Source organism: Salinivibrio sp. MA427 (assembly GCF_001996115.1).
GTDB lineage: Bacteria > Pseudomonadota > Gammaproteobacteria > Enterobacterales > Vibrionaceae > Salinivibrio > Salinivibrio costicola.
Window position 1 is genome coordinate 1 of sequence record NZ_MUFH01000041.1, and the last position, 25,620, is coordinate 25,620.

General features: G+C 51.2%; 24 protein-coding genes and 1 pseudogene. 9 read left to right on the forward strand and 16 right to left on the reverse strand.

What is annotated here, in order from left to right:
- Together BZG79_RS05140 and argR are read right to left on the reverse strand one after the other, a co-directional pair.
- On the reverse strand, window positions 1–1,332 hold a 1,332-nt coding region (locus tag BZG79_RS05140), incomplete at its 3' end, for a TRAP transporter fused permease subunit (RefSeq protein ID WP_199877559.1).
- A 306-nt stretch (window positions 1,333–1,638) separates the two neighbouring features.
- On the reverse strand, window positions 1,639–2,109 hold the full coding sequence (argR, locus tag BZG79_RS05145) for a transcriptional regulator ArgR (RefSeq protein ID WP_077459970.1): 471 nt from the start codon (window positions 2,107–2,109) through the stop codon (window positions 1,639–1,641).
- A gap of 306 nt (window positions 2,110–2,415) precedes the next feature.
- Between argR and mdh the strand changes: the two genes are divergently transcribed.
- A complete protein-coding gene (gene mdh, locus BZG79_RS05150) occupies window positions 2,416–3,354 on the forward strand; it encodes a malate dehydrogenase (RefSeq protein WP_021023344.1) in 939 nt (312 codons plus the stop codon).
- A gap of 116 nt (window positions 3,355–3,470) precedes the next feature.
- Here mdh and ispB read toward each other — a convergent pair whose 3' ends face one another.
- Window positions 3,471–4,442, reverse strand: coding sequence for an octaprenyl diphosphate synthase (gene ispB, locus BZG79_RS05155; protein WP_021023345.1), 972 nt, complete (start codon window positions 4,440–4,442; stop codon window positions 3,471–3,473).
- A 361-nt stretch (window positions 4,443–4,803) separates the two neighbouring features.
- Between ispB and rplU the strand changes: the two genes are divergently transcribed.
- From rplU to folA, 6 genes are all read left to right on the forward strand, one after another.
- Window positions 4,804–5,115: a 50S ribosomal protein L21 gene (gene rplU, locus BZG79_RS05160; RefSeq protein WP_021023346.1), complete on the forward strand. Its 312-nt coding sequence runs from the start codon at window positions 4,804–4,806 to the stop codon at window positions 5,113–5,115.
- 18 nt (window positions 5,116–5,133) lie between these two features.
- Window positions 5,134–5,391, forward strand: coding sequence for a 50S ribosomal protein L27 (gene rpmA / locus BZG79_RS05165; RefSeq protein ID WP_025675203.1), 258 nt, complete (start codon window positions 5,134–5,136; stop codon window positions 5,389–5,391).
- 218 nt (window positions 5,392–5,609) lie between these two features.
- Entirely contained in the window at window positions 5,610–6,773 is a 1,164-nt protein-coding gene (gene cgtA, locus BZG79_RS05170) for an Obg family GTPase CgtA (RefSeq protein WP_077773873.1), read from the forward strand.
- A 145-nt stretch (window positions 6,774–6,918) separates the two neighbouring features.
- Window positions 6,919–7,698, forward strand: coding sequence for a threonine/serine exporter family protein (locus tag BZG79_RS05175; protein WP_077576487.1), 780 nt, complete (start codon window positions 6,919–6,921; stop codon window positions 7,696–7,698).
- Window positions 7,695–8,159, forward strand: a complete 465-nt coding sequence (locus BZG79_RS05180; RefSeq protein ID WP_021023350.1) for a threonine/serine exporter family protein — start codon at window positions 7,695–7,697, stop codon at window positions 8,157–8,159. Before BZG79_RS05175 ends, BZG79_RS05180 begins: the two co-directional genes overlap by 4 nt.
- A gap of 18 nt (window positions 8,160–8,177) precedes the next feature.
- Window positions 8,178–8,660, forward strand: a complete 483-nt coding sequence (folA, locus tag BZG79_RS05185; RefSeq protein WP_077773874.1) for a type 3 dihydrofolate reductase — start codon at window positions 8,178–8,180, stop codon at window positions 8,658–8,660.
- A gap of 8 nt (window positions 8,661–8,668) precedes the next feature.
- Here the strand turns inward: folA and apaH are convergent, their stop codons facing one another.
- The 7 genes from apaH to lptD (BZG79_RS05215) are packed head-to-tail and all read right to left on the reverse strand — an operon-like array spanning window position 8,669 to window position 15,281.
- Complete coding sequence (gene apaH, locus BZG79_RS05190) at window positions 8,669–9,484, reverse strand: bis(5'-nucleosyl)-tetraphosphatase (symmetrical) ApaH (RefSeq protein ID WP_077678514.1); 816 nt, start codon at window positions 9,482–9,484, stop codon at window positions 8,669–8,671.
- 17 nt (window positions 9,485–9,501) lie between these two features.
- Complete coding sequence (gene apaG, locus BZG79_RS05195; RefSeq protein WP_021023353.1) at window positions 9,502–9,885, reverse strand: Co2+/Mg2+ efflux protein ApaG; 384 nt, start codon at window positions 9,883–9,885, stop codon at window positions 9,502–9,504.
- Between the two features lie 14 nt (window positions 9,886–9,899).
- The gene (gene rsmA / locus BZG79_RS05200) at window positions 9,900–10,706 is read right to left on the reverse strand and encodes a 16S rRNA (adenine(1518)-N(6)/adenine(1519)-N(6))-dimethyltransferase RsmA (protein ID WP_077669219.1); all 807 of its coding nucleotides are present in this window, start codon (window positions 10,704–10,706) and stop codon (window positions 9,900–9,902) included.
- A complete protein-coding gene (gene pdxA / locus BZG79_RS05205) occupies window positions 10,703–11,692 on the reverse strand; it encodes a 4-hydroxythreonine-4-phosphate dehydrogenase PdxA (RefSeq protein WP_077773875.1) in 990 nt (329 codons plus the stop codon). The genes rsmA and pdxA overlap by 4 nt, the downstream gene beginning before the upstream one ends.
- Entirely contained in the window at window positions 11,679–12,974 is a 1,296-nt protein-coding gene (gene surA / locus BZG79_RS05210; protein ID WP_077576497.1) for a peptidylprolyl isomerase SurA, read from the reverse strand. Before surA ends, pdxA begins: the two co-directional genes overlap by 14 nt.
- A 53-nt stretch (window positions 12,975–13,027) precedes the next feature.
- Entirely contained in the window at window positions 13,028–13,831 is an 804-nt protein-coding gene (lptD, locus tag BZG79_RS17000) for an LPS assembly protein LptD (RefSeq protein WP_347336580.1), read from the reverse strand.
- Entirely contained in the window at window positions 13,809–15,281 is a 1,473-nt protein-coding gene (gene lptD, locus BZG79_RS05215) for an LPS assembly protein LptD (RefSeq protein WP_347336581.1), read from the reverse strand. Before lptD (BZG79_RS05215) ends, lptD (BZG79_RS17000) begins: the two co-directional genes overlap by 23 nt.
- Window positions 15,282–15,435: 154 nt before the next feature.
- Between lptD (BZG79_RS05215) and djlA the strand changes: the two are divergent.
- A pseudogene (gene djlA, locus BZG79_RS05220) lies at window positions 15,436–16,039 on the forward strand (co-chaperone DjlA).
- A 33-nt stretch (window positions 16,040–16,072) separates the two neighbouring features.
- On the opposite strand, the gene BZG79_RS05225 reads toward djlA, so the two are convergent.
- The 3 genes from BZG79_RS05225 to rapA all read right to left on the reverse strand — a co-directional run bounded on the left by BZG79_RS05225 (window position 16,073) and on the right by rapA (window position 20,800).
- Window positions 16,073–17,053, reverse strand: a complete 981-nt coding sequence (locus BZG79_RS05225; RefSeq protein WP_077678511.1) for a D-2-hydroxyacid dehydrogenase — start codon at window positions 17,051–17,053, stop codon at window positions 16,073–16,075.
- A gap of 69 nt (window positions 17,054–17,122) precedes the next feature.
- A complete protein-coding gene (rluA, locus tag BZG79_RS05230; RefSeq protein ID WP_077773876.1) occupies window positions 17,123–17,845 on the reverse strand; it encodes a bifunctional tRNA pseudouridine(32) synthase/23S rRNA pseudouridine(746) synthase RluA in 723 nt (240 codons plus the stop codon).
- Window positions 17,846–17,890: 45 nt separating this feature from the next.
- Window positions 17,891–20,800, reverse strand: coding sequence for an RNA polymerase-associated protein RapA (rapA, locus tag BZG79_RS05235; RefSeq protein ID WP_077773877.1), 2,910 nt, complete (start codon window positions 20,798–20,800; stop codon window positions 17,891–17,893).
- 315 nt (window positions 20,801–21,115) lie between these two features.
- On the opposite strand from rapA, the gene BZG79_RS05240 reads away from it, so the two are divergent.
- Window positions 21,116–22,489: a PhoH family protein gene (locus tag BZG79_RS05240; RefSeq protein WP_077576477.1), complete on the forward strand. Its 1,374-nt coding sequence runs from the start codon at window positions 21,116–21,118 to the stop codon at window positions 22,487–22,489.
- 38 nt (window positions 22,490–22,527) lie between these two features.
- Here BZG79_RS05240 and thiQ read toward each other — a convergent pair whose 3' ends face one another.
- From thiQ to thiB, 3 genes are all read right to left on the reverse strand, one after another.
- Window positions 22,528–23,226 (reverse strand): thiamine ABC transporter ATP-binding protein, encoded by a 699-nt coding sequence (thiQ, locus tag BZG79_RS05245; RefSeq protein WP_021023364.1) that lies wholly within the window; start codon window positions 23,224–23,226, stop codon window positions 22,528–22,530.
- Window positions 23,220–24,809 (reverse strand): thiamine/thiamine pyrophosphate ABC transporter permease, encoded by a 1,590-nt coding sequence (thiP, locus tag BZG79_RS05250; RefSeq protein WP_077773878.1) that lies wholly within the window; start codon window positions 24,807–24,809, stop codon window positions 23,220–23,222. The genes thiQ and thiP overlap by 7 nt, the downstream gene beginning before the upstream one ends.
- Window positions 24,810–24,814: 5 nt before the next feature.
- Window positions 24,815–25,620: thiamine ABC transporter substrate binding subunit (gene thiB / locus BZG79_RS05255; RefSeq protein ID WP_077773879.1), on the reverse strand; the 806-nt coding region annotated here is incomplete at its 5' end.

Here is a 25,620-nt window from a genome sequence, read left to right on the forward strand (position 1 = left end):
GTAATACAACCCGGAGCGAACGGTAGGGCCTGGCTCTGGCACCTCTGATAAATCCGTGGCCGCTGGATCTTCGGCGGCTTCAGACTTGTAGCGGGCGGAATAGCGCACCAGAAGAACATACGCAATTAGGGTCAGTATGCCGATCACCACGGTGGCCATGCTACCAAATACGTCTTTGGTCCAGCCAATGCCGTAATAGACCGCTGCGCTGAGCACTAATAGCCCAACAAATACCGTCATAAAGGAAAAGAGCTTTTGCAATACCGTACTAGAGTGGCGGCGCGGCAAGCCTTCCATACCCGCTTTACAAGCTTCCAAATGGACGATGTAAATCAGCGCAATGTAAGAAATCAACGCCGGGAGCAGGGCAGCTTTGATCACTTCGACATAAGAAATCCCTACGTACTCCACCATCAAGAAGGCGGCGGCCCCCATTATCGGCGGTGTGAGCTGACCGTTGGTGGACGCGGCCACTTCTACTGCCCCCGCTTTGTGGCTTGGGAAACCGACCCGCTTCATCAGTGGAATGGTAAAGGTGCCGGTGGTCACCACGTTAGCAATCGAGGAGCCTGAGACTAACCCGGACAGGCCCGAGGCGACCACTGCGGCTTTCGCGGGACCGCCGCGCATGTGGCCCAGTAAAGAGAACGCCACTTTGATGAAATAGCCCCCAGCGCCCGCGCGATCGAGTAAGGCACCAAAGAGTACAAACAGGAAAACGAATGAGGTAGAGACGCCCAATGCGACCCCGAACACCCCTTCAGTGGTTAGCCACAGATGCGACATCGCCTTATTAAGGCTGGCGCCTTTGTGGGCAATGACATCGGGCATTTGGGGGCCAGCAAAGGTGTAAAGCAAGAAAACGGCGGCCACCACCATTAATGGTGGCCCTAATGCGCGTCGTGTTGCCTCGAGCATCAATACCATGCCGATCGCGGCAACACTAATATCGAAGGCAGTATAGGCACCGGCACGATCGGCCAGTTGATTGTAAAATAAGAATAAATACCCGGCGGCTAGGCTGCCGATAAGGGCAAAAATCCAATCTAGAAGAGGTACATGGTCGCGAGGTGATGTTTTACGCGCGGGGTAGGCAGTGAAGGCCAAAAACATCGCGAACGCTAAGTGGAGTGAGCGTGCTTGTGTATTATTGAGGACGCCAAAATCGAGCGCAAAGGGAAGTGGCGACGCATACCAAAGCTGAAAAAGGGACCAGATAAGTGGTACCAGCCAAAGAATACGTCCTGATAGTCCATGTGGTGAGCGCGCACCCGTATCTGCTTGCGCCACCATGTCTTGCACATCAGGAGACGGTTGATGTGTCTTCGTCATGCAGTTTGTCCTTATTATCATATGCACCGCTGATGCGGCGGCAGTGTCCCGAGAAAAGCCTACTTGGCCTATTTCACTGGTGTGGTGATTGGCCAGTCTGCAGCTCACTGCTCCCCGCGTTTTCATTGACCCTCAACGAAAGCGTGGACAGTGTGTTAGCAGCTAAAAACAGATAGTACTAAAAACCGATAGTAACAGAGCGGTACAGAAAAATTAAAAAGATGTTATCGCTTTTGTCTTAGGGAGGGCGCTTCAAATATGAGACAAGGCAGACAGGCAGCGGTGTCACGCTGCCTGATAAAAAAATCAATAATGGTATTCGAACAAGTCACAAATCGCTTCAAATAGCGCTTCTGTGCTGGTACCTCGGGTGGGGGTGATAAAGATCGTATCGTCCCCGGCGACAGCGCCTAAAATGCCTTCGGCCTTACCGAGTGAGTCGAGTAGACGCGCAATTAATTGGGCGGCACCTGGACCGGTATGAATCACGACCACGGCCTCGTTGTAGTCGATTTCCATCACCAGCTCTCGCAACGCGCTGCCAGTGGTCGGAACACCGAGCTCAATCGGCAAGCAATAGACCATCTCCATTTTGGCGTTACGGGTACGTACAGCGCCGAATTTGGTCAACATGCGCGAGACTTTCGATTGATTGATGCCCTCAAATCCTTGAGCACGTAGGGCTTCGACTATTTCGCCTTGAGAACTGAATTTTTCTTCTTTGAGGATCGCTTTAAACGCTCGAACTAATTGGTCTTGTTTTTCTGAGTTACGCATGACGGCAGACTCGTAATGACAAACGAGTAGCTATTTTGCATATACATGCAATCAGGAGCAATCATTGCGCGCCTAAAATGGCGACAATATCACTGTTGTTACGTCTCGGCTAAGCCTTGAACGCACACCGGTTTCGAGGGTGAGCGAAAAAATGAGAGCTTAGGCTGATCATCACCGCCCGAAGCTTGAGTGGGGGTATACCCGGGCATATGATGAAGCAACAGTTCGCACCATTGATGGGCGATTTGTGCCCGAACAGAAGCCGGACCGGATCCGGACAATAAGAAATATCGAAAGGAGAACGACATGAAAGTTGCTGTGATTGGCGCTGCGGGAGGCATTGGTCAAGCCTTAGCCCTACTACTTAAAAATAACCTGCCAGCCGGTTCCGACTTGGCGTTATATGATATCGCACCGGTGACGCCCGGTGTGGCCGTCGATTTGAGCCATATTCCGACCCCCGTCAGCATTAAAGGGTTTAGCGGTGAAGATCCAACCCCGGCGCTAGAAGGGGCCGATGTTGTGCTGATCTCTGCAGGGGTAGCACGTAAGCCGGGCATGGATCGCTCTGACTTGTTCAATGTCAATGCAGGTATTGTTAAGTCATTGGCGGAAAAAATCGCCGATGTGTGTCCAAAAGCCTGCGTTGGTATTATTACTAATCCAGTCAATACCACGGTAGCGATTGCTGCGGATGTCTTAAAAGCGAAAGGCGTCTATGACAAAAACAAACTGTTTGGTGTGACGACGCTGGATGTGATTCGTTCTGAAGCTTTCATCGGCGAGCTTAAAGGAATGGATCCTCGTGACGTCTCCATTCCCGTGATCGGTGGCCACTCAGGTGTGACGATCTTGCCACTATTATCGCAAGTTAAAGGCGTTACCTTCAGTCAAGAAGAAGTGGAGTCACTGACGCCACGTATTCAAAACGCAGGGACGGAAGTGGTTGAAGCGAAAGCAGGGGGAGGCTCAGCAACCCTATCCATGGGACAGGCGGCATGCCGTTTTGGCCTGTCTTTAGTGCGAGCGTTGCAAGGTGAAGCTAATGTGGTTGAATGTGCGTACGTTGAAGGCAGCGGTGAACACGCACGCTTTTTCGCGCAGCCTGTACATTTAGGTAAAAATGGTGTCGAGGCAATCTTAGACATCGGTGAGCTGAGCACCTTTGAACAGCAAGCGATGGAAAAGATGTTAGACACCCTGCATAACGATATCCAAATGGGTGAAGAGTTCGCCGCAAAATAAACGGCAAGAACGAAAAAAGCGGCGTCCAATTAGGGCGCCGCTTTTTACATGTAGGCACAAGCGTGATAGCGAGGTATCACTGCGGTGAAGTCTGCGCTGACTAAGTCCTACGTTGACTAAGTATTGCGATCAACGGCCAACTTGGCGAGCGCGACTAAGGCTTGTTTGTAGGGCGAATCAGAAAGGCTATCGAGGGCACGGACCGCTTTTTCTGCTTCTTGCTCTGCGCGTTCACGGGTATAAGCGAGCGAGCCACAGGCGTCCATACACGCTAAAATAGCGTCGAGTTTGTCGCGTCCGTTCCCTTTTTCGATCGCGTCGCGAATCATCGCCGATTCAGCGTCACTGCCGTGCTGCATTGCATGAAGCAAAGGCAGCGTCGGTTTGCCCTCAGCCAGATCATCACCGGTTTGCTTGCCCATCTCATCATCTTTACTGGTGTAGTCAATGACATCATCAATGAGCTGGAACGCAGTCCCCAGGTAACGGCCATAATCTTGCAGGGCTTTTTCCGTATCAGTATCCGCTTGGTTGAGAATCGCCCCTATCTGTGTCGCAGATTCAAACAAACGCGCTGTTTTTGAATAGATCACCTGCATGTAACTGCTTTCACTGGTGTCGGGATCGTTACAGTTCATTAACTGTAACACCTCACCTTCGGCAATAACATTGGTCGCTTCACTCATCAAATCAAGAATTCTCAGTGAGCGTAAGCTGGTCATCATCTGAAATGAACGCGTATAAATATAATCCCCCACCAAGACGCTTGCCGCATTGCCAAATAAAGCATTGGCGGTGGCATTACCACGGCGTAAGTCGGATTCATCGACCACATCATCGTGAAGCAAAGTGGCAGTGTGGATAAACTCAATGAAAGCGGCTGCAGTGGTGTGTTTATCACCTTGGTAACCCAATGCACGCGCGGCCAAAATGGCCAACATGGGACGTAAACGCTTGCCACCGCTGTTAACGATGTAAAAACCAAGCTGATTAATCAGCGCGACATCAGAATTGAGCTGAGCGAGTATTTTTTGGTCGACCTGCGCCATGTCATCACTGATCAAGGCTTGGATTGATTTGAAATCCATGTATATATCCGGGCGTTGTCCTAGTTACTTGCCTGCCGAGCTAACGATACACAACTTACCCCATGTAAGGTGTGAGTCACGATCGCTAATACGTACAGACGGTGATGGATCTTTCGTCAGTATCGGCACTAGAGCGGGTATTAAGACGGACATGGTACACCAGATAACGTATGACGAGATAGCGATCACACCGGTAAAATGTGTGGGAATGAATGCTGAGCAGCTTTTCACCAATTTTCTTGCGTTACCCTCTTGCCTCTAATTAATTTCTACCGTAGAATTCGCGCCCTATTGATGAATTATATGCGCACCCCTTGTTGTTCATAAATGCAGCAGGCCGTGCGGAAATGCGGAGTAAAACATGTACGCAGTTTTCCAAAGTGGTGGTAAGCAACACCGAGTAAGCGAAGGCCAGACTATTCGCTTGGAAAAGCTAGACGTTGAAACTGGCGCAAGTGTAGAACTTGACAAAGTATTGCTAGTGGCAAACGGCGAAGACGTTAAAGTTGGCGCGCCTTTTGTTAGCGGTGCAACCGTAACAGCAGAAGTTGTTACTCACGGTCGCGGCGATAAAGTGAATATCGTTAAGTTCCGTCGTCGTAAACATTCTCGCAAGCACATGGGCCACCGTCAGTGGTTCACTGAAGTCAAAATCACTGGCATCAGCGCTTAAGAGTAGGAGAGATAAGAGATGGCACACAAAAAAGCTGGCGGTTCCACTAAAAACGGCCGCGATTCAGAAAGTAAACGCCTAGGTGTTAAGCGCTTCGGTGGTGAGTCTGTACTAGCAGGTAACATCATCGTGCGTCAACGTGGCACTAAGTTCCACGCAGGTAGCAACGTAGGTTGCGGTAAAGACCACACTCTATTCGCTCTGTCAGACGGCAAAGTGAAGTTCGAGACCAAAGGTCGTCATAACCGTAAATTCGTTACTATCGAAGCTGAATAAGCTTCAACGCAACGCGAGTTTTTGAAGCCCTGCCTTATGGCGGGGCTTTTTATTGTGTCTGGGGATCACCGATCAAGCCACCGCCTCATCACGGTACGCAGATAATCGGCCAACGCTGAAAAATGATCCTAAGATCGATATGATCACCATTCACTAATCTGGGATAAGGCTGGTTGTGAGACGCCATAGGCATTCATAACTGGTGCGGAGAAGTTAGCATGAAGTTTGTAGATGAAGCGATTATTCGCGTCGATGCCGGTGACGGGGGCAATGGTACCGTCAGCTTCCGGCGTGAAAAGTATGTGCCTAAAGGGGGCCCAGATGGCGGCGACGGCGGTGATGGTGGTGACGTTTACCTGCTTGCCGACGAAAACCTGAATACCCTGATTGACTATCAATTTGAACGTTTTCATGCCGCGGCACGTGGTGAGAATGGTCGAGGCGGCAACTGCACCGGGAAACGCGGTGAGGATCGCGTCTTGAACGTGCCGGTGGGGACGCGCGCAATCGATGAARACACGGGCGAAGTGATCGCAGACCTTACCGAGCATGGTATGCAGGTTATGGTGGCGAAAGGGGGCTTCCATGGCCTCGGAAATACACGCTTTAAGTCCTCGGTCAATCGTGCACCTCGACAAAAAACCATGGGCACGAAAGGTGAAGTACGTGCACTGCGTTTGGAGCTATTACTGCTTGCCGATGTTGGTATGCTTGGCTTGCCGAATGCGGGTAAATCGACCTTTATTCGTGCGGTATCGGCTGCCAAACCGAAAGTGGCTGACTACCCATTTACCACCTTGGTGCCAAGCCTTGGGGTGGTTCGTGTCGCCGCAGACAAAAGCTTTGTCGTGGCTGATATTCCCGGCTTGATTGAAGGCGCGGCAGACGGCGCAGGGCTAGGGATTCGCTTCTTAAAACACCTTGAGCGCTGTCGTGTGTTGTTACACATGATTGATTTGCTACCCGTTGATGGTACCGATCCGGTTGATAATGCGTTTACCATTATTGATGAGCTAAACCAATACAGTGAGAAACTTGCCGATAAACCGCGTTGGTTGGTGTTCAATAAAGTCGATCTGATGCCGGAAGACGAGGCCCAAGCTCAGATTGAGCGTGTGCTTGATGCGCTCGCTTGGGACGATAAGCATTATGCGATTTCGGCGATCAATAAAGCGAATGTGCAACCGCTTATTTATGATCTGATGGCGTCGATTGAGGCACTGCCTGCGCCGAAGCCAGAGGTTGAGCCTGAAGATGAAACCGTCGCCTTTAAATGGGATGATCATCACGAACAACAGCTCAAGCAAGATGACGATAATGATGATGACTGGGATGATTGGAACGAAGACGACTACGACGTCGAGATCATCTACAAGCCATAATCAGACTCACGCCGCTGCCGATTGCAGCGGCTTTTTTTTGTCCGTGATTTAGCGAACAATTGAAGAGACTTTTATTTGCATCAAAGACTGGCATGAGCCAATCGCCAATACTGAAGGCGTCGCAGAGAGAGAAGAGGGATTTTGGGTGACAAAACGACTTACTGAGCCAGAGCAACGCGCGATATCACGTTTAGTGATTGAAGTTGGGCAACGGCTATTACAGCATGGTGCGGAGAGCAAACTTGTCAGTGATGTAAGTATCCGGCTCGGTCGTGCGTTAGGGTTAGACAGTGTTGAGCTGTCGTTATCCGCCAGCTCGTTGGTGGTGACCACCTTGAGTCATGGTCATTGTATTACCACGGCAAGACGTAGCCCAGATCGTGGTATTAACATGAAAGTTGTAACAGATATACAGCGGACCGTGATCTTAGCAGAGAAGGGCTTTCTCGACGCGTTAGCGGTACGTAAACGCTTAAGCCGTATCAAACCATTCCGTTACCCTCCTTGGCTCGTTGTTGGGATGATAGGCTTGTCATGTGCCGCCTTTAGCCGGTTAGCTGGCGGCGATGCCGTGGTGTTTGCGCTGACCTTTGTCGCCTCTGCCACCGGCATGCGGGTTCGGCAACTTATCGCCCACCGTCACTTTAACCCTTTTTTGACCTTTGCAGTGACCGCTATGGTGACCACTCTCCTATCCAGCACGGGAACCATCATGGGATGGGGCAATGAGCCTTTTTTGATCATGGCATCATCTGTCTTGATGCTGGTCCCTGGGTATCCCTTTATTAATGCCGTCTCGGATATGATGAAAGGATTTGTGGATATGGGGATCGCACGTTGGACCATGGCGTCATTACTGACCCTTGCCACGGCAATGGGTATTGTGGGGGCGATGAACTTGGTAGATGCATGGGGCTGGTTATGAGCTTACTTGTGGCGTTATTGCAAGATATGTTCTTTGCGATGATCCCTGCCGTGGGATTTGCGTTAGTCTTTAATGTTCCGGTGAAAGCGCTTAAGTATTGTGCTTATGGCGGTGCGGTTGGGCATGGTTTACGCTTTGTTCTGATGGAGTCGGGGGTGGCGATTGAGTGGGCGACACTGGCCGGTGCGACCACGATTGGTTTTCTGGGCGTGTATTGGTCTCAGCGCTTCCTGGCTCACCCGAAGGTTTTTACCGTCGCTGCAATTATTCCCATGATTCCAGGGGTGTACGCGTTTAAGGCCATGATCGCGCTAGTGACGATTAATAACCAAGGTTACAGCCCGGCGCTATGGGCCAGTTTGATTGAAAACTTACTCAGCGCTGGCTTTATTCTCTCCGCGTTGGCAATTGGTCTTGCGATGCCTGGGCTATTGTTTTATCGTCGCCGACCAGTGATCTAATCGAGGAAGGCGAGCGCAATGCGAATTAGTTTAGTGGCCGCAATGGCAAACGACCGCGTGATCGGAAAAGACAATCAAATGCCTTGGCACTTGCCCGCTGATTTAGCGTGGTTTAAGCGTACAACACTGGGCCACCCTGTGGTGATGGGACGTAAAACCTTTGACTCGATTGGACGCCCGTTGCCTAAGCGTGTCAATGTGGTGATCAGTGGTGATGCGGACTTTGCGCCCGAGGACGTGACTGTGGTGCGCTCTCCCGAGCAAGCGCTTGAAGTGGTGGCTGGCTATGAAGAAGTGATGGTGATCGGCGGCGGTACTATTTATCAGGCGTTTTTACCTCAGGCTGATCGTTTGTATCTCACCTTTATCGATTTAGACGTTGACGGTGATACCCGTTTTCCAGAATGGGGAACCGGATGGTCAAAAACCGAGGTCGGCACGCATCCTGTGGATGAGAAAAATGCGCACCCTCTTACCTTTACGGTTTGGGACCGCGCTTAACCTTTTGTCTATTCGGCGGGAACGGTAAAGCAGGCTTTGTCTTCCCAACGCAGGAGCGTCAACTTTCCTCCCCAGACACAGCCGGTATCTAGCCCATAAAGTTTGGGCTGAATAGTGCCATTCAATGCCGCCCAGTGACCAAAGACTACGGCTTGCTCAAGCGGTTGGCGATTAGGTACCTCGAACCATGGTACTAAGCCACTGCCTAAGGCTTGATCAGGGGGGAGTTTGCACTGCATATCCAAACGCCCGTCAGGGGAACAAAAACGCATCCGCGTGAAGCTATTAATAATATAGCGATAACGTGCTATCCCGGTCAGCGCAGCATCCCATTGATCAGGGCTGTCATGGTACATATTCTCCAATAACCAAACTTGGTCTTCACTCCGCAGAATCGCTTCCACCTCACGGGCGCAGGCGACCGCAGTCGATTTATCCCACTGCGGACTGATGCCGGCATGGGTCAGCAGAAACCCGCCGTCTGGTGCGGGTACATCGCGTATTAGCGGCTGTTGAGCCAGCCAGTTTAATAGTCTGTCTGCGTCTGGTGCATCAAAGATAGGTTGCGTTTTATCTTTTGCTTTGATGGGTTTAATCCCATTGGCGACCGCCAGCAAATGGAGATCATGATTGCCCAATACCAACTTTGCGGATTCACCAAGCTGATAAAAATACCGTAAAACTGCGAGGGAATCGGGACCGCGTGCGACGAGATCGCCGACCGAGTAAAGCGTATCTCGGGCCGGCGAAAAGTCAGCTTCAGCCAATAAAGCATGTAGCGCTTTATCGCAGCCGTGGATGTCCCCGACAAGATAGGTAGCCATATGCCTCCTTGGAGGAGTTAGTGAAGAATGTTGGGGAGCGCGAGACGGAAAGGTGCAATATTGACCTTAAAAGACTGCGCATCTTGATCTTGCATGGTATAAAACCCTTGCATCACCCCAACAGGCGTTTCAATGATGGTACCACTGGTATAGGTATATTTTTCGCCTGCGGCAATCTTAGGTTGCTCGCCGACAACACCCTCACCTTCGATTTCCAACTCCTTGCCATTAGCGTCAGTGATCAGCCACTTTCTTCGCATCAACTGTGCGGGGGCATCTCCTACATTTTTAATCGTAACCGTGTAGGAAAAGACAAAGCGTTCATGGTCTGGTTCCGATTGGTCTTCCACGTATTGAGTGGCGACGTGGACCTCGAATTGCGCGGGTTCAGTGGCTTGCAAGTCAAGACTCCTGTTTATGATGAGTGATTGGCATCTAACCAATTTGCGAGGCTAGAGAATTGCGCCAGTGTCATGTTCTCTGGACGTAAACTGGGATCGATTCCGAGCTCGGTTAAGGTGTCAACATCGACCAGCGATTTGAAACCGTTCCGGATAGTTTTGCGGCGTTGATTAAAGCCTTCACGACAAACACGTTCCAACCACGACAAATTAGTGACTGGATGCGGTAAGGTTTTATGTGGGACGAGGCGAACGACCGCAGAATCGACCTTGGGCGCTGGCTTAAAGGCGCTTGGCGGTACTTCCAGCACGGGCACCACTTTGCAGTAGTATTGTGCCATGACCGTGAGGCGGCCATAGGCTTTAGTGCCTGGGCCTGCGGCCAAACGTTTTACCACCTCTTTTTGTAGCATGAAATGCATATCCTGTACGTGGTCAGCAAAGGAAAAGAGATGAAACATCAATGGAGTGGAGACATTGTACGGTAAGTTACCGAAAATGCGCAGAGGTCCCTGGTTTGCCAGCTCAGCGAAATCAAACGCCATGGCATCGGCTTCATGAACCGTCAGCTTTGGTCCCATAAATGGATGGCTTCGCAGGCGCGCGGCAAGATCGCGGTCGAGTTCGACCACGTTGAGGTGATCGACTTGTTCGGTCACCGGTTCGGTCAATGCGCCTAAACCCGGGCCAATCTCTACCAGGTTTTCACCAGATAAAGGATTGATTGCCGCGACAATACCGTCGATGACATACGGGTCGTTTAGGAAGTTTTGTCCGAAACGTTTTCTGGCACGGTGGCCTTGATGGACTTTATCGCTCATGCTTTGCTATCTACTAATTCAATGGCGTGGGAGATGGCCGTCCGCAGGCTTCCTGTATCCGCCGTACCGGTACCCGCTAAATCCAATGCGGTACCATGATCTACTGATGTTCTAACAAATGGGAGGCCCAAGGTGATATTCACCGAGCGCCCAAATCCTTTGAATTTTAACACAGGTAAGCCCTGGTCGTGATACATCGCTAAGACAGCGTCGGCGTCTTGCAAATATTTATCCTGAAAAAGGGTGTCGGCGGGCAGTGGGCCAATAATATCCATGCCTTGTTGGCGTAACTCATCAAGCGCTGGCTCAATGATGTCGATTTCTTCTCGACCCAAGCAGCCGTCCTCTCCCGCGTGCGGATTGAGACCGCAGATATAAATGCGCGGTTGCTTAATGGCGAATTTTTGTTGTAAGTCTTGATGCAAAATCGCAATGACGTCATGCAAGCGCTCACGGGTAATAGCTTTAGCCACATAGGCGAGTGGGATGTGCGTCGTCACCAGCGCGACACGTAAGCCTTCGGTGGCCAGCATCATCACCACTTGGTTGACGTTGGCGTGTTGGGCAAAAAACTCAGTATGACCGCTGAAGGAAACGCCGGCGCGATTAATGATCCCTTTATGGACAGGCCCGGTGACAACCGCTGCAAATTCGCCGGTCATATTGCCTTCTGCCGCACGAGTCAGCGTGTCGAGCACATAGCGACCATTGGCCTCATCTAACTGGCCTGGCACAACATCTGCGCCCATCGGGATATCTGCAACGACCAGCTCCCCTGCTTGATGAGGGCGAGGCCGTGCTGATGGGTCATAGTCCCGAAAACTCACGGCGAGATTGAGCGCTTCGGCTCGCGCTGCCAGCATCTGTTTATTGGCGATAGCTACCAGCTGATGTGGCCAAGAGAGCAGGGCCATTGCTAAGACCAAATCCGGACCAATGCCCGCCGGCTCGCCAGGGGTGATTGCGATACGCTCAGCTGTCATCATTGATCACCTCAACATAGGCACCCGCGCGCAGCTCTTGCAGCCAGGCTTGCGCTTCTTCATTAAATTTGCGGTTAAACAGCATACGGTAAGCACGGTTTTTAACCGCCGCATCGGTTTTATCGACATCGCGACGATCGGTCACTTCAACCACATGCCAGCCATGCACGGTCTTAAAAGGCTCACTAATTTGACCTTTTGGCAAACTATCGACTTTGGCTTTAAACGCGGGCACATAAGCTTCTGTGGTTGACCAGCCTAAGTCCCCCCCGTTAACGGCAGAGCCCGGGTCATCACTATATTGTTTGGCGAGGTCGGCAAAGGTTTGTTCGCCACGCTCGATTTGTGCAATCAGCTGATTGAGCTCTTTTTTCGCTCCTTTATCACTGAGTACGATCGAGGGTTTGATCAAAATATGGCGGGCTTTAACTTCGGTAACGGCGACCGTTTCCAAACCTTGCACATCATCGATTTTTAAAATATGAAAACCCACACCACTGCGAAATGGCCCGATAATAGCGTCTTTTCCTTGGTTGGTAATTTGGTCGGCGAAAATCGTTGGCATTTCTTCTAGGCGCAACCAGCCCCAATCACCGCCATCAAGTGCTTTGGGTCCCTTAGAATATTCCATCGCCAGCTCCGCCACGTTGCCGCCATGACGTAATGTATCGACTAAGCGATACGCTTGCTTTTTCACCGCGTCACGTTCAGCTTTGTCCGCATCATCATCCAATTTGAGTTGGATGTGAGAGAGCTTATAACGCACTTTTTGCATCTGCTGTTCGTTAAGCTGACTGGCTAATGTCTCAACTTCTTGCGGCAAAATGCTAATACGGCGGCGTACCTGTGCATTGCGCGCTTCTGAAATCGTGAGCTCTCGGCGAACTTGCTCGCGATATTGATCCCATGCGATCCCTTGCTCTGCCATTTTGTCGCGCAGAGCATTCACACTGACCGATTGCTCTTTAGCAATATTTTTGATCGCTTGTTGTAACTGGCTGTCGTCAATTTGGATGCCTAGCCGCTTTGCTTCCTGTAGCTGTAGTTCTTCAACAATGAGTCGCTCGCGCATCTGCTCTTCAAGAACGTCTTGAGGCGGTAATTCACGATCTCCGTTGGCCGCATTACGGGTGACCGTTTGGCGCATGGCCGTCATTTCACTGTTCAGCACCACACCATCATTCACAACGGCGATGACGCGATCTAGCTCTTGAGGTGCTGCTTGGGTTAAGGGGGTCAGCAACACTAAAACGCCAGTGATGAGGGCGTGACTCCATTTGTTCATGCTTTGTCCACTTTTTTTCATAGGTTCAACAGTCCAGACCACAATAAGGCGTGTTAGTTCTTTAATGCAAAGGGATCACGATAACCCAGAGCGTTGCCTGAGTCAGTGTTAAAGTTAAAGCCACTGTCAGCTCCCAATCCGAGTAAGCTGAATGACAAGGTAACATTGTTGTCGTAAACCGGATCGGCGTTAATATCAGCGCGCGACATTAAGTACTCGTTGTAACTTAACCCGACGACCCAACAGTCTGAGCGATAGGTGAGGCTAACTTGGTTTTCCAACATGACATCTTGGGTAAGGTCGCGCCAGTATTGGCCTGTAAAACTTAGCCCGCCGCCGAGAGGAAACCCTGTGACGACGCCAGCTTGTGAGAGGCCATCATCGGTGAGCCGGCTGATGTCTCGGTTTGGCAGCGTCGAGACAATATATTCTTGTGCGACGTAGCGATAACTGGTTTGTGCATAAAACTGGCCGCGGCGATATTCAGCAATCGCGTTACCAAACTGCATTTCGCGTAAGTTGCTGTCATATTGCATCGATGCGCGGACAAACAAGTTGTCATCAATGTTGGCTTCCCCTTCTAACGCCCAAGACGAATAATCAAAGGTTTCTGCATCTTGGTTAGACGGTTGGTCAAAGTAGTAAATTTGCCCAAAGGACAAATTCAGACGCTCTTTATATCCGCCATCATAAAAGCGGGTCGTCGCGCCGTAGGTGAGTTGGTTTGCCGGATTAATGTAATCAATGCTACTGAATTGATTACCGCGAAATAGACCGTAGTAGTCGGTTTGCAAGCGTGCGGTATCATAACCGCCGCCACTAAAGTTGACCGGATTATAGATACCGTCTTGATCCACATCNCTCTAGGACAACGCCAGAGTGCAGGCGCAGAGTGGGGATTTTTCGCTCGACTGAATGACTCAGCTCCGCATTAGATTCTGCATCCTGGATGGCGCTATCAAAGCGCTGATCATAGTGCGTATACAGCATGCTGGCTTCCGCCGTGGCATTAAACCAAGGGCGGGTATATGGCAGCGTTAGGGTCGGGGCTAAATGTGTCCGGGTGGCTTCGGGTTTATTGGGATCATCGTTAGCAAATACACTAAATTGCGCAGGCACACTAATATCGAGCCAATCCGTGACTTGTGGCGCGTAGTAGTTAAGATCCACTTGTGGCATCAAGCGATAGACACTGGTGCCTTCTGTTAGCGCTTGGAAGTCGCGAACACGAACTGTACTGTTCCAATCTAAACCGCGATAACTGATTTCGCCCGTTTGGAGTAGCGTGTTGTCTTCTCGTTTGCCCACATTAGAGTCCAGGCTCTGAAAGTAAGCGATATCACTGACTTTGCTGTAATCCGCTTCGTAGCGCCAGTGACCTTGTACACCGCTATGTTGCCAGTTGAACCCCCAACGTGAATCGAGCTCGGGGTTGAGTTGATCGTCAGGCAGGTATTCAGAGTAAAGCGACCCGCTTCCTATTGGTGTAAGGTAGCGAATGTTGGTCTTTAATTGAACGCCTCGCTCAGACATATATTTGGGTGTCAGTGTGGCATCCAGTTGCGGATGGATATTCCAATAAAACGGCGTTTCCATCTCGATGCCATCACGATCACTCCAAGTAAGCGACGGATATAAAAAGCCTGTCAGCCGACCTTCTTCTACCGGTACACGCAAATAAGGCAGATAAAAGATCGGGACGTCCATTACCTCAAATCTAGGGTGATAAAGATCAGCAAATAAGCTGCTGTCTTCTTTCTCAATTTTTGAGGCAGAAAACCGCCAGCTTTTATCTTCATCTGGACACGTGGTATAGGTGCCATCCTCAAGCTCGTAGAAGGTGGTACCGTTTTTAAACACCCGTTTCGCCTCGCCCCGTCCTGGGGTACATAGCATCTTATACTGGGCGTTATTCAGCGTGGTGTCTTCGCTTTCGAGGTTGGCTTGTAGATAATCTGATGTCACCATCATCTGGCCATCATTGAATACCACATCTCCTTGTGCCGTAACGATCCGCTCTGGATCGCGTAAGGTTGCGGTATCGGCCGTCATCTTTCGGTGGCCTTGCGTGACTTCGACATTGCCACTATAGATGGCTTTGTCGTTGGTCTGCGCCTCAGCACGATCTGCGACCACACGAATGGGCGCGTTATTCACATCCTGTGTCTGCTCGCTGGCCGGAACGCACTGGGCCTCCTTGTCAGAGCAAGGCTGAGTCGCTGGGTCTGTGTTGGCAAACACAAGGGCTGGGCCGTAGAGCGCCAAGCTGATCATGGTGGCTAAAAAGCTACGTGCAGTCGGTGACATTGAAGAAGACATTCCTGTTTTATCTGATTGCGTGGTGTACACGAAGGCAACGCATCAGTATGCTTTGGCTGCAAAATGCGATTATCATAAATCAATTTGCGCCCGGCATCACCTTTAAATGTGCAGGGTGTGAAACTAGCAATGAGACCATGGCATGCGACTAAATGGCAAGGTAATTGGGGCAATTCTCGGCACATTGTTGGGAGGCCCAATCGGTTTTCTTCTTGGCCTTTTCTTAGGTCATCAGTTTGATAAAGCGAAACAGCGCGCGCGTTTCGGCGGTTTGGGTGGCCAAGGCCTTAAGCCAGGGGCAACGTGACTTATCGCGTGTCTTTTTGGAAATGCAGATACAAGCTGCGTTTGCCGATGGTGAGATCCATCCTAAAGAGCGTGAACTTTTGTATGTAATTGCCGAAAAGCTGGGCTTTTCGCCACAGCAACTGGAACAGCGTCTGCGAATGCAAGAAGCTGCGTTTCGCTTTAGCCAAGGCTATCAAGGCGGCTGGCAGCATCAATCCGATGGCCCCGGTGCGCCGCCGCAGCAGAATGAAATCGACGATGCTTATGATGTATTAGGTGTTGACGCTTCTGCTTCCTCTCAGGAGGTGAAAAAAGCGTATCGGAAACTGATGAATGAGCATCACCCCGATAAATTGATGGCAAAAGGTTTGCCGCCAGAAATGATGGAGATGGCGAAAGAAAAAGCGCAAGAAATCCAAAAAGCGTACGACGTAGTGAAAAAAGCCCGCGATATATAGCGGGCTCGTTAGGTTGATTAATCGTCGCGATCATCAATCAAGCGCATCAATCAGGGTGTGTTGTGGTGCACCACGAAAGAACCCATCAATGTTGGCGATCAGCTGTTGTGCCAGAGTGTGAACGGCTTCGTCAGCGCCCCAAGCAATATGCGGGGTGACAATAAGGTTGGGTAATGATGCTGCAACTAACGGATGTGCGTCGGGGGCGGGCTCTTGACTGAGTACATCCAAGCCAGCACCACCAATTTGGTCGCGTTTTAACGCATATAACAGGGCATGTTCATCCACGAGATCGCCGCGGCCAGTATTAATCAAAATGGCATGCTGTGGCATCTTGGCCAACACATCTTGATTAATCAGATGTCGGGTTTTGTCGGTTAACGGGCAATGCAGCGACAGCACATCAGCCTGTTGAATCACCTGTTCAAAGGGCTGATAGCCTGGCCGGCAATGGCTCGCCCCTTGATGCTCGGCAAACATGACTTTCATGCCAACGGCCTGGGCCAATTGCCCGACCGCTTCTCCTAGTGCGCCTTTGCCAATAATCCCTAAGGAACTGCCAGCGACACTGCCTATCGGGTGAGTAAAAAAGCAAAACTGGCCCCGTTTTTGCCATTCACCTTGACGCACATCGGCATGATAACCCATCAGCTGACGTTTCAAGGCATAAATCAGAGCCATGACATGCTCGGGCACGGATTGGGTGGCATACCCTTGTACGTTGCAGACTTGTACGCCGTGTGCCTGACAAGCCGCTAAATCGACATTGTTGACCCCGGTTGCCGCGACCGCGATCAGTTTTAGCTTGGGAAGTGCAGTCAGTATTGCTTCATTGATCACGACTTTATTGGTGATTGCCACATCGGCATGTTGCAGGCGATCGATCACGTCACCGGGAGCGGTGGCAGGGTAGGATTGCCAATGATGGGGGTGATGAAGCGTTGGCAGCGTAATGTGAGCAGGAATGGTGTCTCTATCGAGAAAAACCACCTTGATGGGGGTGTGATGAGCCATGTTGATCTCCGTGTCTCAATGCATGGCCCTAGAATGTGAGATTAGTAGCTTTTCTGCAAACCTTAATGGTCAGCCTGTGAGGTTAGCAGGCGCAAGCTGATACTCACTCGCTAGTCGATTATCCGGCATCTGCGGATAAAATGCGCAGGGCGCTTGAAAGTGCATCGGCGTTTCAGTGACAGGATGCAAAATGCTTAATTCTGCGGCATGCAAATGAAGGCGAGAGGCATACTCAAAAGCTTCTGGCAGCGCATAAAACTCATCGCCGACAATCCCATGCCCAAGGGCCTGCATATGCACACGGAGCTGATGAGAGCGGCCGGTGAGAGGATACAATGCCATTAAGCTTGTCTGTGCATGCTGATGCAAACAGCGGTAGTGCGTTTGCGAGGGCTTGCCGTGTTCAAAACAGACCTTCTGTCTGGGGCGATTGGGCCAGTCGCAAATCAAGGGCAGATCGACATTTCCCTCGTCGTGTATAGGGTGCCCCCACACTTCGGCGTAATACAACTTGGTGGGCACGCGCTCGCGAAATTGCGCTTTAAGGTGTCGCTCAGCAGCTTTGTGTGCGGCAAACGCCATGACGCCAGAGGTCGACATATCTAAACGATGGACCAGCTCTGCGTCCGGGAATTCGGCTTTAACCCGTGACCACGCACTGTCGTAATGCGCAGGAGCACGGCCAGGGTTAGCCAATAATCCACTGGGTTTATTAATTACCACCAGATCGGCATCTTGATACAAGATATCGAGCCAAGGTGTGGTGGGAGGATGATACTCAATGATTGCCATATAAGGGTTCGGGGCCGGTTGGCCCCGCCTTCGTTCAAAGGGTGATTATTGGTGGCTGACCACAATCAAACGCAGGGCGTCTAAATCGACTTGTGCGTGTTGAATATGATGCGACAAGGTACTGATCTGATCGCGTAGTGCGTCGAGCTCATCATCACGAATATTGGGGTTAACCGTTTTCAGTGCATCGAGCCGTGCTAAGGCCTGATTCAGCTCGCTGTCCATCTCTTGGTGGGCGGCCGTTTGAATCTCAGACAAGGCTTTTTGGGCCAGCGGTTCGCTTTTCTCAATCAGCTGGTGGACTTGGGCTTGAACCGAGTTGACCATTTTACTGCCTAAATGACGATTCACCGGGCTGAGCTGGCGATGAAACGATTCAAACTCAACGTTGGCTGAGAGATCATTGCCGTTCGCATCCAAAAGCAACCGCACCGGCGTTTGCGGTAAAAAGCGATGAATACCCGACGATTTAGGGGCTTGTGCATCAATGGTGTAAATCAGTTCAACAAACAGGGTTCCCACAGGCAGCGCTTTGTTTTTGAGCAAAGAGACCGCGGTGGTGCCGATGTTTTCGCTCAGCAATAAGTCGATACCGCCACGCACGATCGGGTGCTCCCAAGAGACAAACTGCACATCTTCGCGACTGAGTGCCGTATCGCGGTCGAAGGTCAGTGTGCACCCATCCGTTGGTAGGCCAGGGTAACTGGGCACCATCATCTGCTCCGACGGCTTGACCACGATGGCGTTTTCACCTTTGTCATCTTGATTAACGCCGATGGTATCAAACAGACCGAGCGTGAAGGTGACAAGGCCCGTATCGCCATCTTGATCGGCGATGGTTTGCGCCAGCTGCTTGGCAGCCTCCCCGCCGTGTGAGTGGATCTCGAGCAGTTTATCGCGGCCTTGCTCCATTTCTGCTTTAAGGCGTTGATTCATGGCGGCGCTATCGTGAATGAGCGTATTTAGCGCATCATCATGTTGATTATTGGCTAACAGGGTTAACAATGTCTCGCCATACTGCTCAAACACCGCACGGCCGGTTGGGCAGGTATCCTCAAAGGCATCAAGCCCTTCGTGATACCAACGCGCTAAAATGGTTTGCGCTGTGCCTTCAAGGTAAGGAACGTGAATGGCAATATCTTGACGCTGACCAATACGATCAAGGCGACCAATGCGCTGCTCGAGCAAGTCGGGGTTCATCGGTAAGTCGAACATCACCAGCTGATGGGCAAACTGGAAGTTCCGGCCTTCTGAGCCAATTTCAGAGCAAATCAAGACTTGAGCCCCGCCTTCCTCTTGGGCAAAGTACGCTGCCGCTTTATCACGCTCAACAATCGACATGCCTTCATGGAACACGGTGCCACGGATCCCCTCACGCTCGCGCAAGGCCTGCTCAAGCGTCAGTGCGGTTTGCGCGCGTGAGCAAATGATCAGTACTTTGTCGCGACGGTGGGTTTTTAAATAATCCAGCAACCAATCGATACGTGGGTCAAAGCCCCACCAGCTGGCACTATCGCCCTCAAACTGCTGATAAATATCTTCAGGATAAAGATTTTGTACCGCTTTTTGTTCGCTCGAGCTTGTGCGTCCCATCATGCCCGCCACCCGCATGGCAGTTTGATACTGGCTCGGTAACGCCATAGGGTGCATGTGCAGATGCCGGCTAGGGAAGCCACTGATGGCAGCCCGCGTGTTACGGAACAAAACGCGCCCGGTACCGTGGCGATCCATTAAATCATCAATCAGCTGTTGGCGAGCGGTGTGCTTGGTTGCATCATCATCGCTATCAATGGCGCTGAAGCGTTCATCAAGCTCGTCACTTTGCAATAGCGCCCGAATGCTACGTTGGGCATTATCACTTAACGGGGCATCGGCAAGTAGCGCTTCAACCGCCTCGGCGACAGGGGCATATTGTTCGGCTTCTTCAACAAAGGCGTCATAATCATAAAAACGATCAGGGTCGAGCAGGCGTAAACGCGCAAAATGACTTTGCTGACCTAACTGCTCAGGGGTCGCGGTGAGTAACAACACCCCAGGGGTATGCTCAGCAATGCTTTCGATAATCTGATATTCACGGCTCGGTGCCGTTGGTGTCCAGGTTAAGTGGTGTGCTTCGTCCACCACCAATAAGTCCCAATGGGTGTCACAGACTTGCTCGACGCGACGCCGGTTTTTGCGTAAAAACTCCAGTGAACATAACACCAGTTGCTGGGTATCAAATGGGTTGGGTGAGTCAGCAAAGGCCTCGACACAGCGCTCTTCGTCAAAAATAGAGAAGTGCAGATTAAAGCGGCGCATCATCTCGACCAACCACTGATGCTGCAAGGTTTCTGGAACCACGATCAGTACCCGCTCGGCTTGGCCTGCAAGCACTTGCTGGTGAATGATCATGCCCGCTTCAATGGTTTTCCCTAAGCCGACTTCATCCGCGAGCAAAACCCGCGGTGCGTGACGACGACCCACCTCATGGGCAATGTAAAGTTGGTGAGGAATTAACCCAGCACGCATCCCCGTCAACCCCCGTAGAGGGCTACGCAACTGCTGATGCTGATTGGTTAACGCCCGATAACGCAACGCAAAACGATCCATGCGGTCAAGTTGACCGGCAAAGAGTTTGTCTTGCGGCTTGTTAAAGCGGATCTGATGGCTGAGTAAGATTTCGCGCAGCGAGACTTCGTCTTCCTCGGTGTCTTCGCGATAGCCGTAATAGGTCAACACCTCGTCGTTTTCTTCAACGCGCGAGACGGTCATGGTCCAGCCCTCGTGACTTTCTACCTCATCGCCGGGGTTGAACATCACCCGAGTCACGGGCGCATCATGGCTGGCGTACAGCCGTGTTTCATCACTAGCAGGAAACATTAGGGTCACGGTACGGCCATCAACGGACACCACAGTGCCCAGTCCAAGATCATGCTCCGTATCACTGATCCAACGTTGTCCAAGCGCAAATGACATAAGGGAAAACCTCTGAATTAACTCGATTGTCGAAAGACTCGGTGCCGCGCAAACGCAACCCGATTAAATAGTGTGTTATTTAGTGTGGCACTGAAAAAATTGGTCGCCAATAGTACTCGAACTTGTGAGGAGGGTCACGATGAAACTCCATCAATCGCGGCAAAGATCGTCTTGACATACAAACGTCATCAACGCGCGGCAAAGATGAAAACGTGAACTGGCACAATCAAACAAGTTGGGCGATGCGCAACGGCCAGGTCTATGCTTACTTTAAGCGCTGTCATCGACAGTGAATTGCCGACACAGGAGGTGCCTATGGGCGACGCCGACCGGAAGCTGTTTGTATTAGACACTAACATTCTCCTCCACGAACCTTTCGCCATCTATTCCTTCCAAGAACACGATGTCGTGATTCCTATGACCGTCCTCGAAGAGCTTGACCGTATTAAAGATAGCAAGCGTGATGTCTCTCGGGATGCCCGTGTGGCGATTCGTGCCTTGGAAGATATCTTTAAAGAAGCCACACCCGATGAAATTGGCGAGGGTATTGTGGTTGGTAAAGGCGATGCGACGGGTACCGTCTCCATTCTGGCTGATTTTGAGATTAAAGAAACGGTCCATGCCTTTGCCGATAAAGCGGGCGATAATCGCATTTTAAATGCGGTGTTATACCTTCAAACCAAACGCTCACCGCGCAAAGTCGTGCTGGTGACCAAAGATATCAATATGCGCCTGCGTGCCAAAGGGGCGGGGGTGATGTATGTCGAGGATTACCGTACCGACCAACTGATTGATGATGTTCGGTTGCTCACCAAAGGCTTCCATCAATGTGCGGGCAGTTTTTGGGATAAAGTGGGGCAATGCGACAGCCAGGCCTATGGCTCCGAAACACGCCACACATTACCGGCTGAGCTATTAGAAACGCCTTTTGTGAACCAGTACTTATTGGATGAAAGTGACGACTTCGCCGCACGAGTGCAAGCCATTGATGGTGATAAAGCGATCATCAAAGATCTCAGTCGAGAGCGATTAATGAACCGTGCTGCTTGGGATGTTAAACCGAAAAATATCTATCAAGGCATGGCAATGGATGCGTTGCTTGATCCCACGATTGATTTAACCATTCTGACAGGGCCTGCAGGCTGTGGGAAAACGATTTTAGCCATGGCTGCGGCATTAGAGTTAGTGGTAGAAAAGGGCATGTACGATAAGATTATCGTTACTCGTAATACGCCAGATATTGGCGAGTCGATTGGTTTTCTCCCCGGGACAGAAGAAGAGAAAATGCTGCCATGGCTCGGCGCAGTGACCGATACCCTCGAAGCCTTACACATGAATGATGAATGCACCGACGGTTCGATGCGCTACATTATGGAAAAAGCGAATCTGCAGTTTAAATCGATTAACTTTATGCGCGGGCGCTCGATTCAAAACGCGTTTGTGATTTTGGATGAGTGCCAAAACCTGACCGCCTCTCAGCTTAAAACCATTATCACCCGTTGTGGGGAGGGGACTAAGTTAGTGTGCTCGGGGAACTTAGCGCAAATCGACTCTTCCTATTTGACACCTGTAACATCCGGACTGACTTACATTGTTGAGCGGTTTAAAAACTTTGAAGGCAGTGCGTGCGTGTACCTCAATGGTGTGGTGCGAAGCCGGCTGGCTGAGTTTGCCGAAGAGAACCTTTAACCATCAAGGTGGCGGCCTCTATGCCGCCACTGATAGGGTTACGCCGTGACACCGATATAATCACGCATGATGGCTGGCGGTGTCTTGAGCGTATCAACCGGATCGTGAAGCTGGATTCGGCCATTATCGAGATAGATAAATTGATTGGCGATCGCTTGTGCATCGTCTGGATGGTGAGTGACCATTACCACCGTCGTGCCTTGTTCTTGAGCGGTACGTTTGACCAAGGCTAACATGTCTTGTTTTAGCGCCGGATCAAGTGCCGAAAAGGGTTCATCGAGCAGTAATAAAGGCTGGTTGCGTGCGATGCTTCTCCCCAAGGCGATGCGTTGGCGTTGGCCGCCCGATAGTTGGCTGGGTAGACGAGATAAATAATCGGTCAACCCTACTGCGTGTGCAGCATGGCGCACGGCCTCTTGCTGTGTGGCCGTGAGTTTAAGCGAGGGAGACAAGCCAATTGCCATGTTGTCGAATACTGACAAATGGGTAAATACGTTGTGCTCTTGAAACAAGATAGACAGTGGYCGCTGGTGGGCGGGCGTCGTGGTGACAGGCTTGCCATCAATAGTGATCTCGCCACTATCTGGCGCGATCAGCCCAGCAATCAGTGATAATAAGGTGCTTTTGCCTGCACCGCTGGGCCCGAGCACAGCCACAATCTCTCCAGGGGCTATTTGGGCATCAAAGATCATCCAATCTTGCTGGTAACGATAGTGGACATTGGAAAGCGTCAGCATGCGTGTCTCCATTGGATCAGACGAGTGATTAGGGCATAGCAACCCAAACTGGTAAGCAGTAATAGCATGGCAGCGGCAGCGCCTGCGTCCATTTGGTAGCTCCCCATCAAGCGAAACAAATAGAGCGGCAGGGTTTGAAAACTTTGGCTACCAAAAAGTGCGATCGCACTAAGATCGCCCATCGATAACACAAAACTTACCGCCACGCCGCGCGCGATCGGGGCGCGTAAACACTGCCATTCGAYAAGACGTAGACGGTTGACACCTTTTAGCCCCAAGGTAGCGCAAAGATTGTGATAGGACTGGGCAAGTTGATAGGCGGGCGCGCTCAGTACTTTTATTAAATAGGGCAACGCCATCAGGGCGTTCACGGCCATCACCAACCACAGCGCCAAGCTGAATACATCGCTAAACTGGCGAAACAGTAAAAAAAGCCCGGTACTGAGGACAATACTGGGTACCACTAAAATCATCGCCCCTAACGTTTCAATGCCATTCGCTTGTTTCTTACGCCCGTTCAAGCGCCAATGACGACTAGCTAAGATGACAGAGGTGGCCAACACGAAGGCCAAGACGGTTGCTCCGGTAGCGATAAGCAGTGAATGCATGGTGGCTTGCCATAATGCCGTGTCGCTCAGCACAATTAACGCGCTAGGGTTAAGGCCACGCGCGATCACAACCCCGAGAGGTGGTAGAACCAACAATAAAGTCAGCGCAATCCAGAGACTGTCCCAACACTTCGCCGTGCGACTATCGAGTGCCGATGGAAGCGGTTGCACTTCGCTGGGGGTGTTGGCAATCGGCCGAGTCAGTGTTTGCACAATAAAAGCAAAGGTGCCGCACAAGAGCATTTGCCACAGCGCCAGAGCGGCACCGGTTTGTAAGTCAAAATCAAAATGAATGGCTTGATAGATAGCCAATTCAATGGTGGTCGCTTTGGGGCCACCGCCTAATGCCATCACGGTGGCGAAGCTGGTGAAACACAGCATGAATACCAGTCCGACGACATGGGGTAGACTTTGCCGCAGATAAGGCCATTCAAGGTGGCGAAAACGTTGCCAGCCTCTTAGACCAAGCTGGGTTGCCAGGCGCCTTTGATCCGCCGGGATCCCTTCCAAGGCCTGCACCATCAATTGGGCCGAAAAAGGCAGGTTAAAGAAAACATGCGCAAGCAAAATGCCGCTTAAGCCATAGAGAGAAAATGGCATCGCCGCATCAAAGTACGCGAAGGCTTGTGCAATCCAACCGCTACGGCCGTAGATGGCAACCAATCCAAACACGCCCACCAATACCGGCAGCACCAGGGTCATGGCAAACAGTTTGAGTAGCCAAGCTTTCCCTGGAAATTGTCGCCGAGCCAGCGCATGGGCCACAGGAATGGCGAGCCCAACGCTGAGCACCACAGATAAGGTAGCCTGCTTAAAGCTAAACAGCGTGACATGGCGCAGATAGGCATCTTGCCACAGGGCGGACAGCTTCAAGTCTTGACTGTGTAAGAACAGCGCCCAGAGTGCGCTGCCAATTAATAACACGACCAAGCTGGCCGCGAGACTGCCCGGCCAGGTTCGAGAAGGGTTGAGCATCGACGTTATTCAACCAAAGCGGTTTGCCAATCGCGCACCCATTGCTGACGGTTACCCATCACTTCATCGGGCTGGTACAACAGGCTCTCTTCTGGTTTGTTCAGCGTATAGAAGGCGTCAGGCAAGCTAACATCGGTGACCGGGTACATCCACTGCGTGGTTGGGATCACAGACTGTGCTGTGTCACTGAGCATAAATTGTAGAAACGCATCGGCGCGTTCTGGTTGGTCGGTATAAGCAGACTTCGCCGCCACTTCAATTTGCATATAGTGGCCTTCTTCAAACATGGCGGCGGCAAAGCGGTCATCATCGTCAGCGACCAGGTGATAGGCGGGCGAAGAGGTGTATGAAAGCACCATATCTGCCTCTTTGTTGAGGAACATGTTGTACGCTTCGGTCCAGCCTTTGGTCACGGTAATAGTGTTGTCGGCAAGATCGCGCCATGCCTGCTGGCTTTGATCGCCGTATACTTTTTGGATCCACAGCATCAAGCCTTGGCCAACTGTGGACACGCGTGGATCTTGGTAAATCACACTGATATCGTCACGCTCCTCAATCAAAGCCTTCAAGCTTTTGGGTGGGTCGAGCAAACGCGTGGTGTCATACACAAAGGCAAAGTAGCCGTAATCGTAGGGGATAAAGTAGGGATTATCCCAACCGCCGGGTACCTGTAGGCGCTCCGTATTCACCGCGTGCTCGGCGACAATGCCGCTACGCTCAGCTTCTTTCATCAAGTTAGTATCCATACCGAGTACAATATCAGCCTTGGTAGTATTGCCTTCGATACGTAAGCGATTAAGCAGAGCAGCAC

Bases quoted from the DNA above. Each gene is read 5' to 3' on its own strand.
- rapA (WP_077773877.1), bottom strand. From the start codon at position 20,800: ATGTCATTTGCGCTTGGACAACGTTGGATCAGTGATACGGAGCATGAT.
- BZG79_RS05225 (WP_077678511.1), bottom strand. From the start codon at position 17,053: ATGGCTCATCACACCCCCATCAAGGTGGTTTTTCTCGATAGAGACACC.
- folA (WP_077773874.1), top strand. From the start codon at position 8,178: ATGCGAATTAGTTTAGTGGCCGCAATGGCAAACGACCGCGTGATCGGA.
- pdxA (WP_077773875.1), bottom strand. From the start codon at position 11,692: ATGATGACAGCTGAGCGTATCGCAATCACCCCTGGCGAGCCGGCGGGC.
- rsmA (WP_077669219.1), bottom strand. From the start codon at position 10,706: ATGAGCGATAAAGTCCATCAAGGCCACCGTGCCAGAAAACGTTTCGGA.
- apaH (WP_077678514.1), bottom strand. From the start codon at position 9,484: ATGGCTACCTATCTTGTCGGGGACATCCACGGCTGCGATAAAGCGCTA.
- mdh (WP_021023344.1), top strand. From the start codon at position 2,416: ATGAAAGTTGCTGTGATTGGCGCTGCGGGAGGCATTGGTCAAGCCTTA.
- rluA (WP_077773876.1), bottom strand. From the start codon at position 17,845: ATGGCAATCATTGAGTATCATCCTCCCACCACACCTTGGCTCGATATC.
- BZG79_RS05180 (WP_021023350.1), top strand. From the start codon at position 7,695: ATGAGCTTACTTGTGGCGTTATTGCAAGATATGTTCTTTGCGATGATC.
- ispB (WP_021023345.1), bottom strand. From the start codon at position 4,442: ATGGATTTCAAATCAATCCAAGCCTTGATCAGTGATGACATGGCGCAG.
- rplU (WP_021023346.1), top strand. From the start codon at position 4,804: ATGTACGCAGTTTTCCAAAGTGGTGGTAAGCAACACCGAGTAAGCGAA.
- BZG79_RS05240 (WP_077576477.1), top strand. From the start codon at position 21,116: ATGGGCGACGCCGACCGGAAGCTGTTTGTATTAGACACTAACATTCTC.
- rpmA (WP_025675203.1), top strand. From the start codon at position 5,134: ATGGCACACAAAAAAGCTGGCGGTTCCACTAAAAACGGCCGCGATTCA.
- argR (WP_077459970.1), bottom strand. From the start codon at position 2,109: ATGCGTAACTCAGAAAAACAAGACCAATTAGTTCGAGCGTTTAAAGCG.
- surA (WP_077576497.1), bottom strand. From the start codon at position 12,974: ATGAACAAATGGAGTCACGCCCTCATCACTGGCGTTTTAGTGTTGCTG.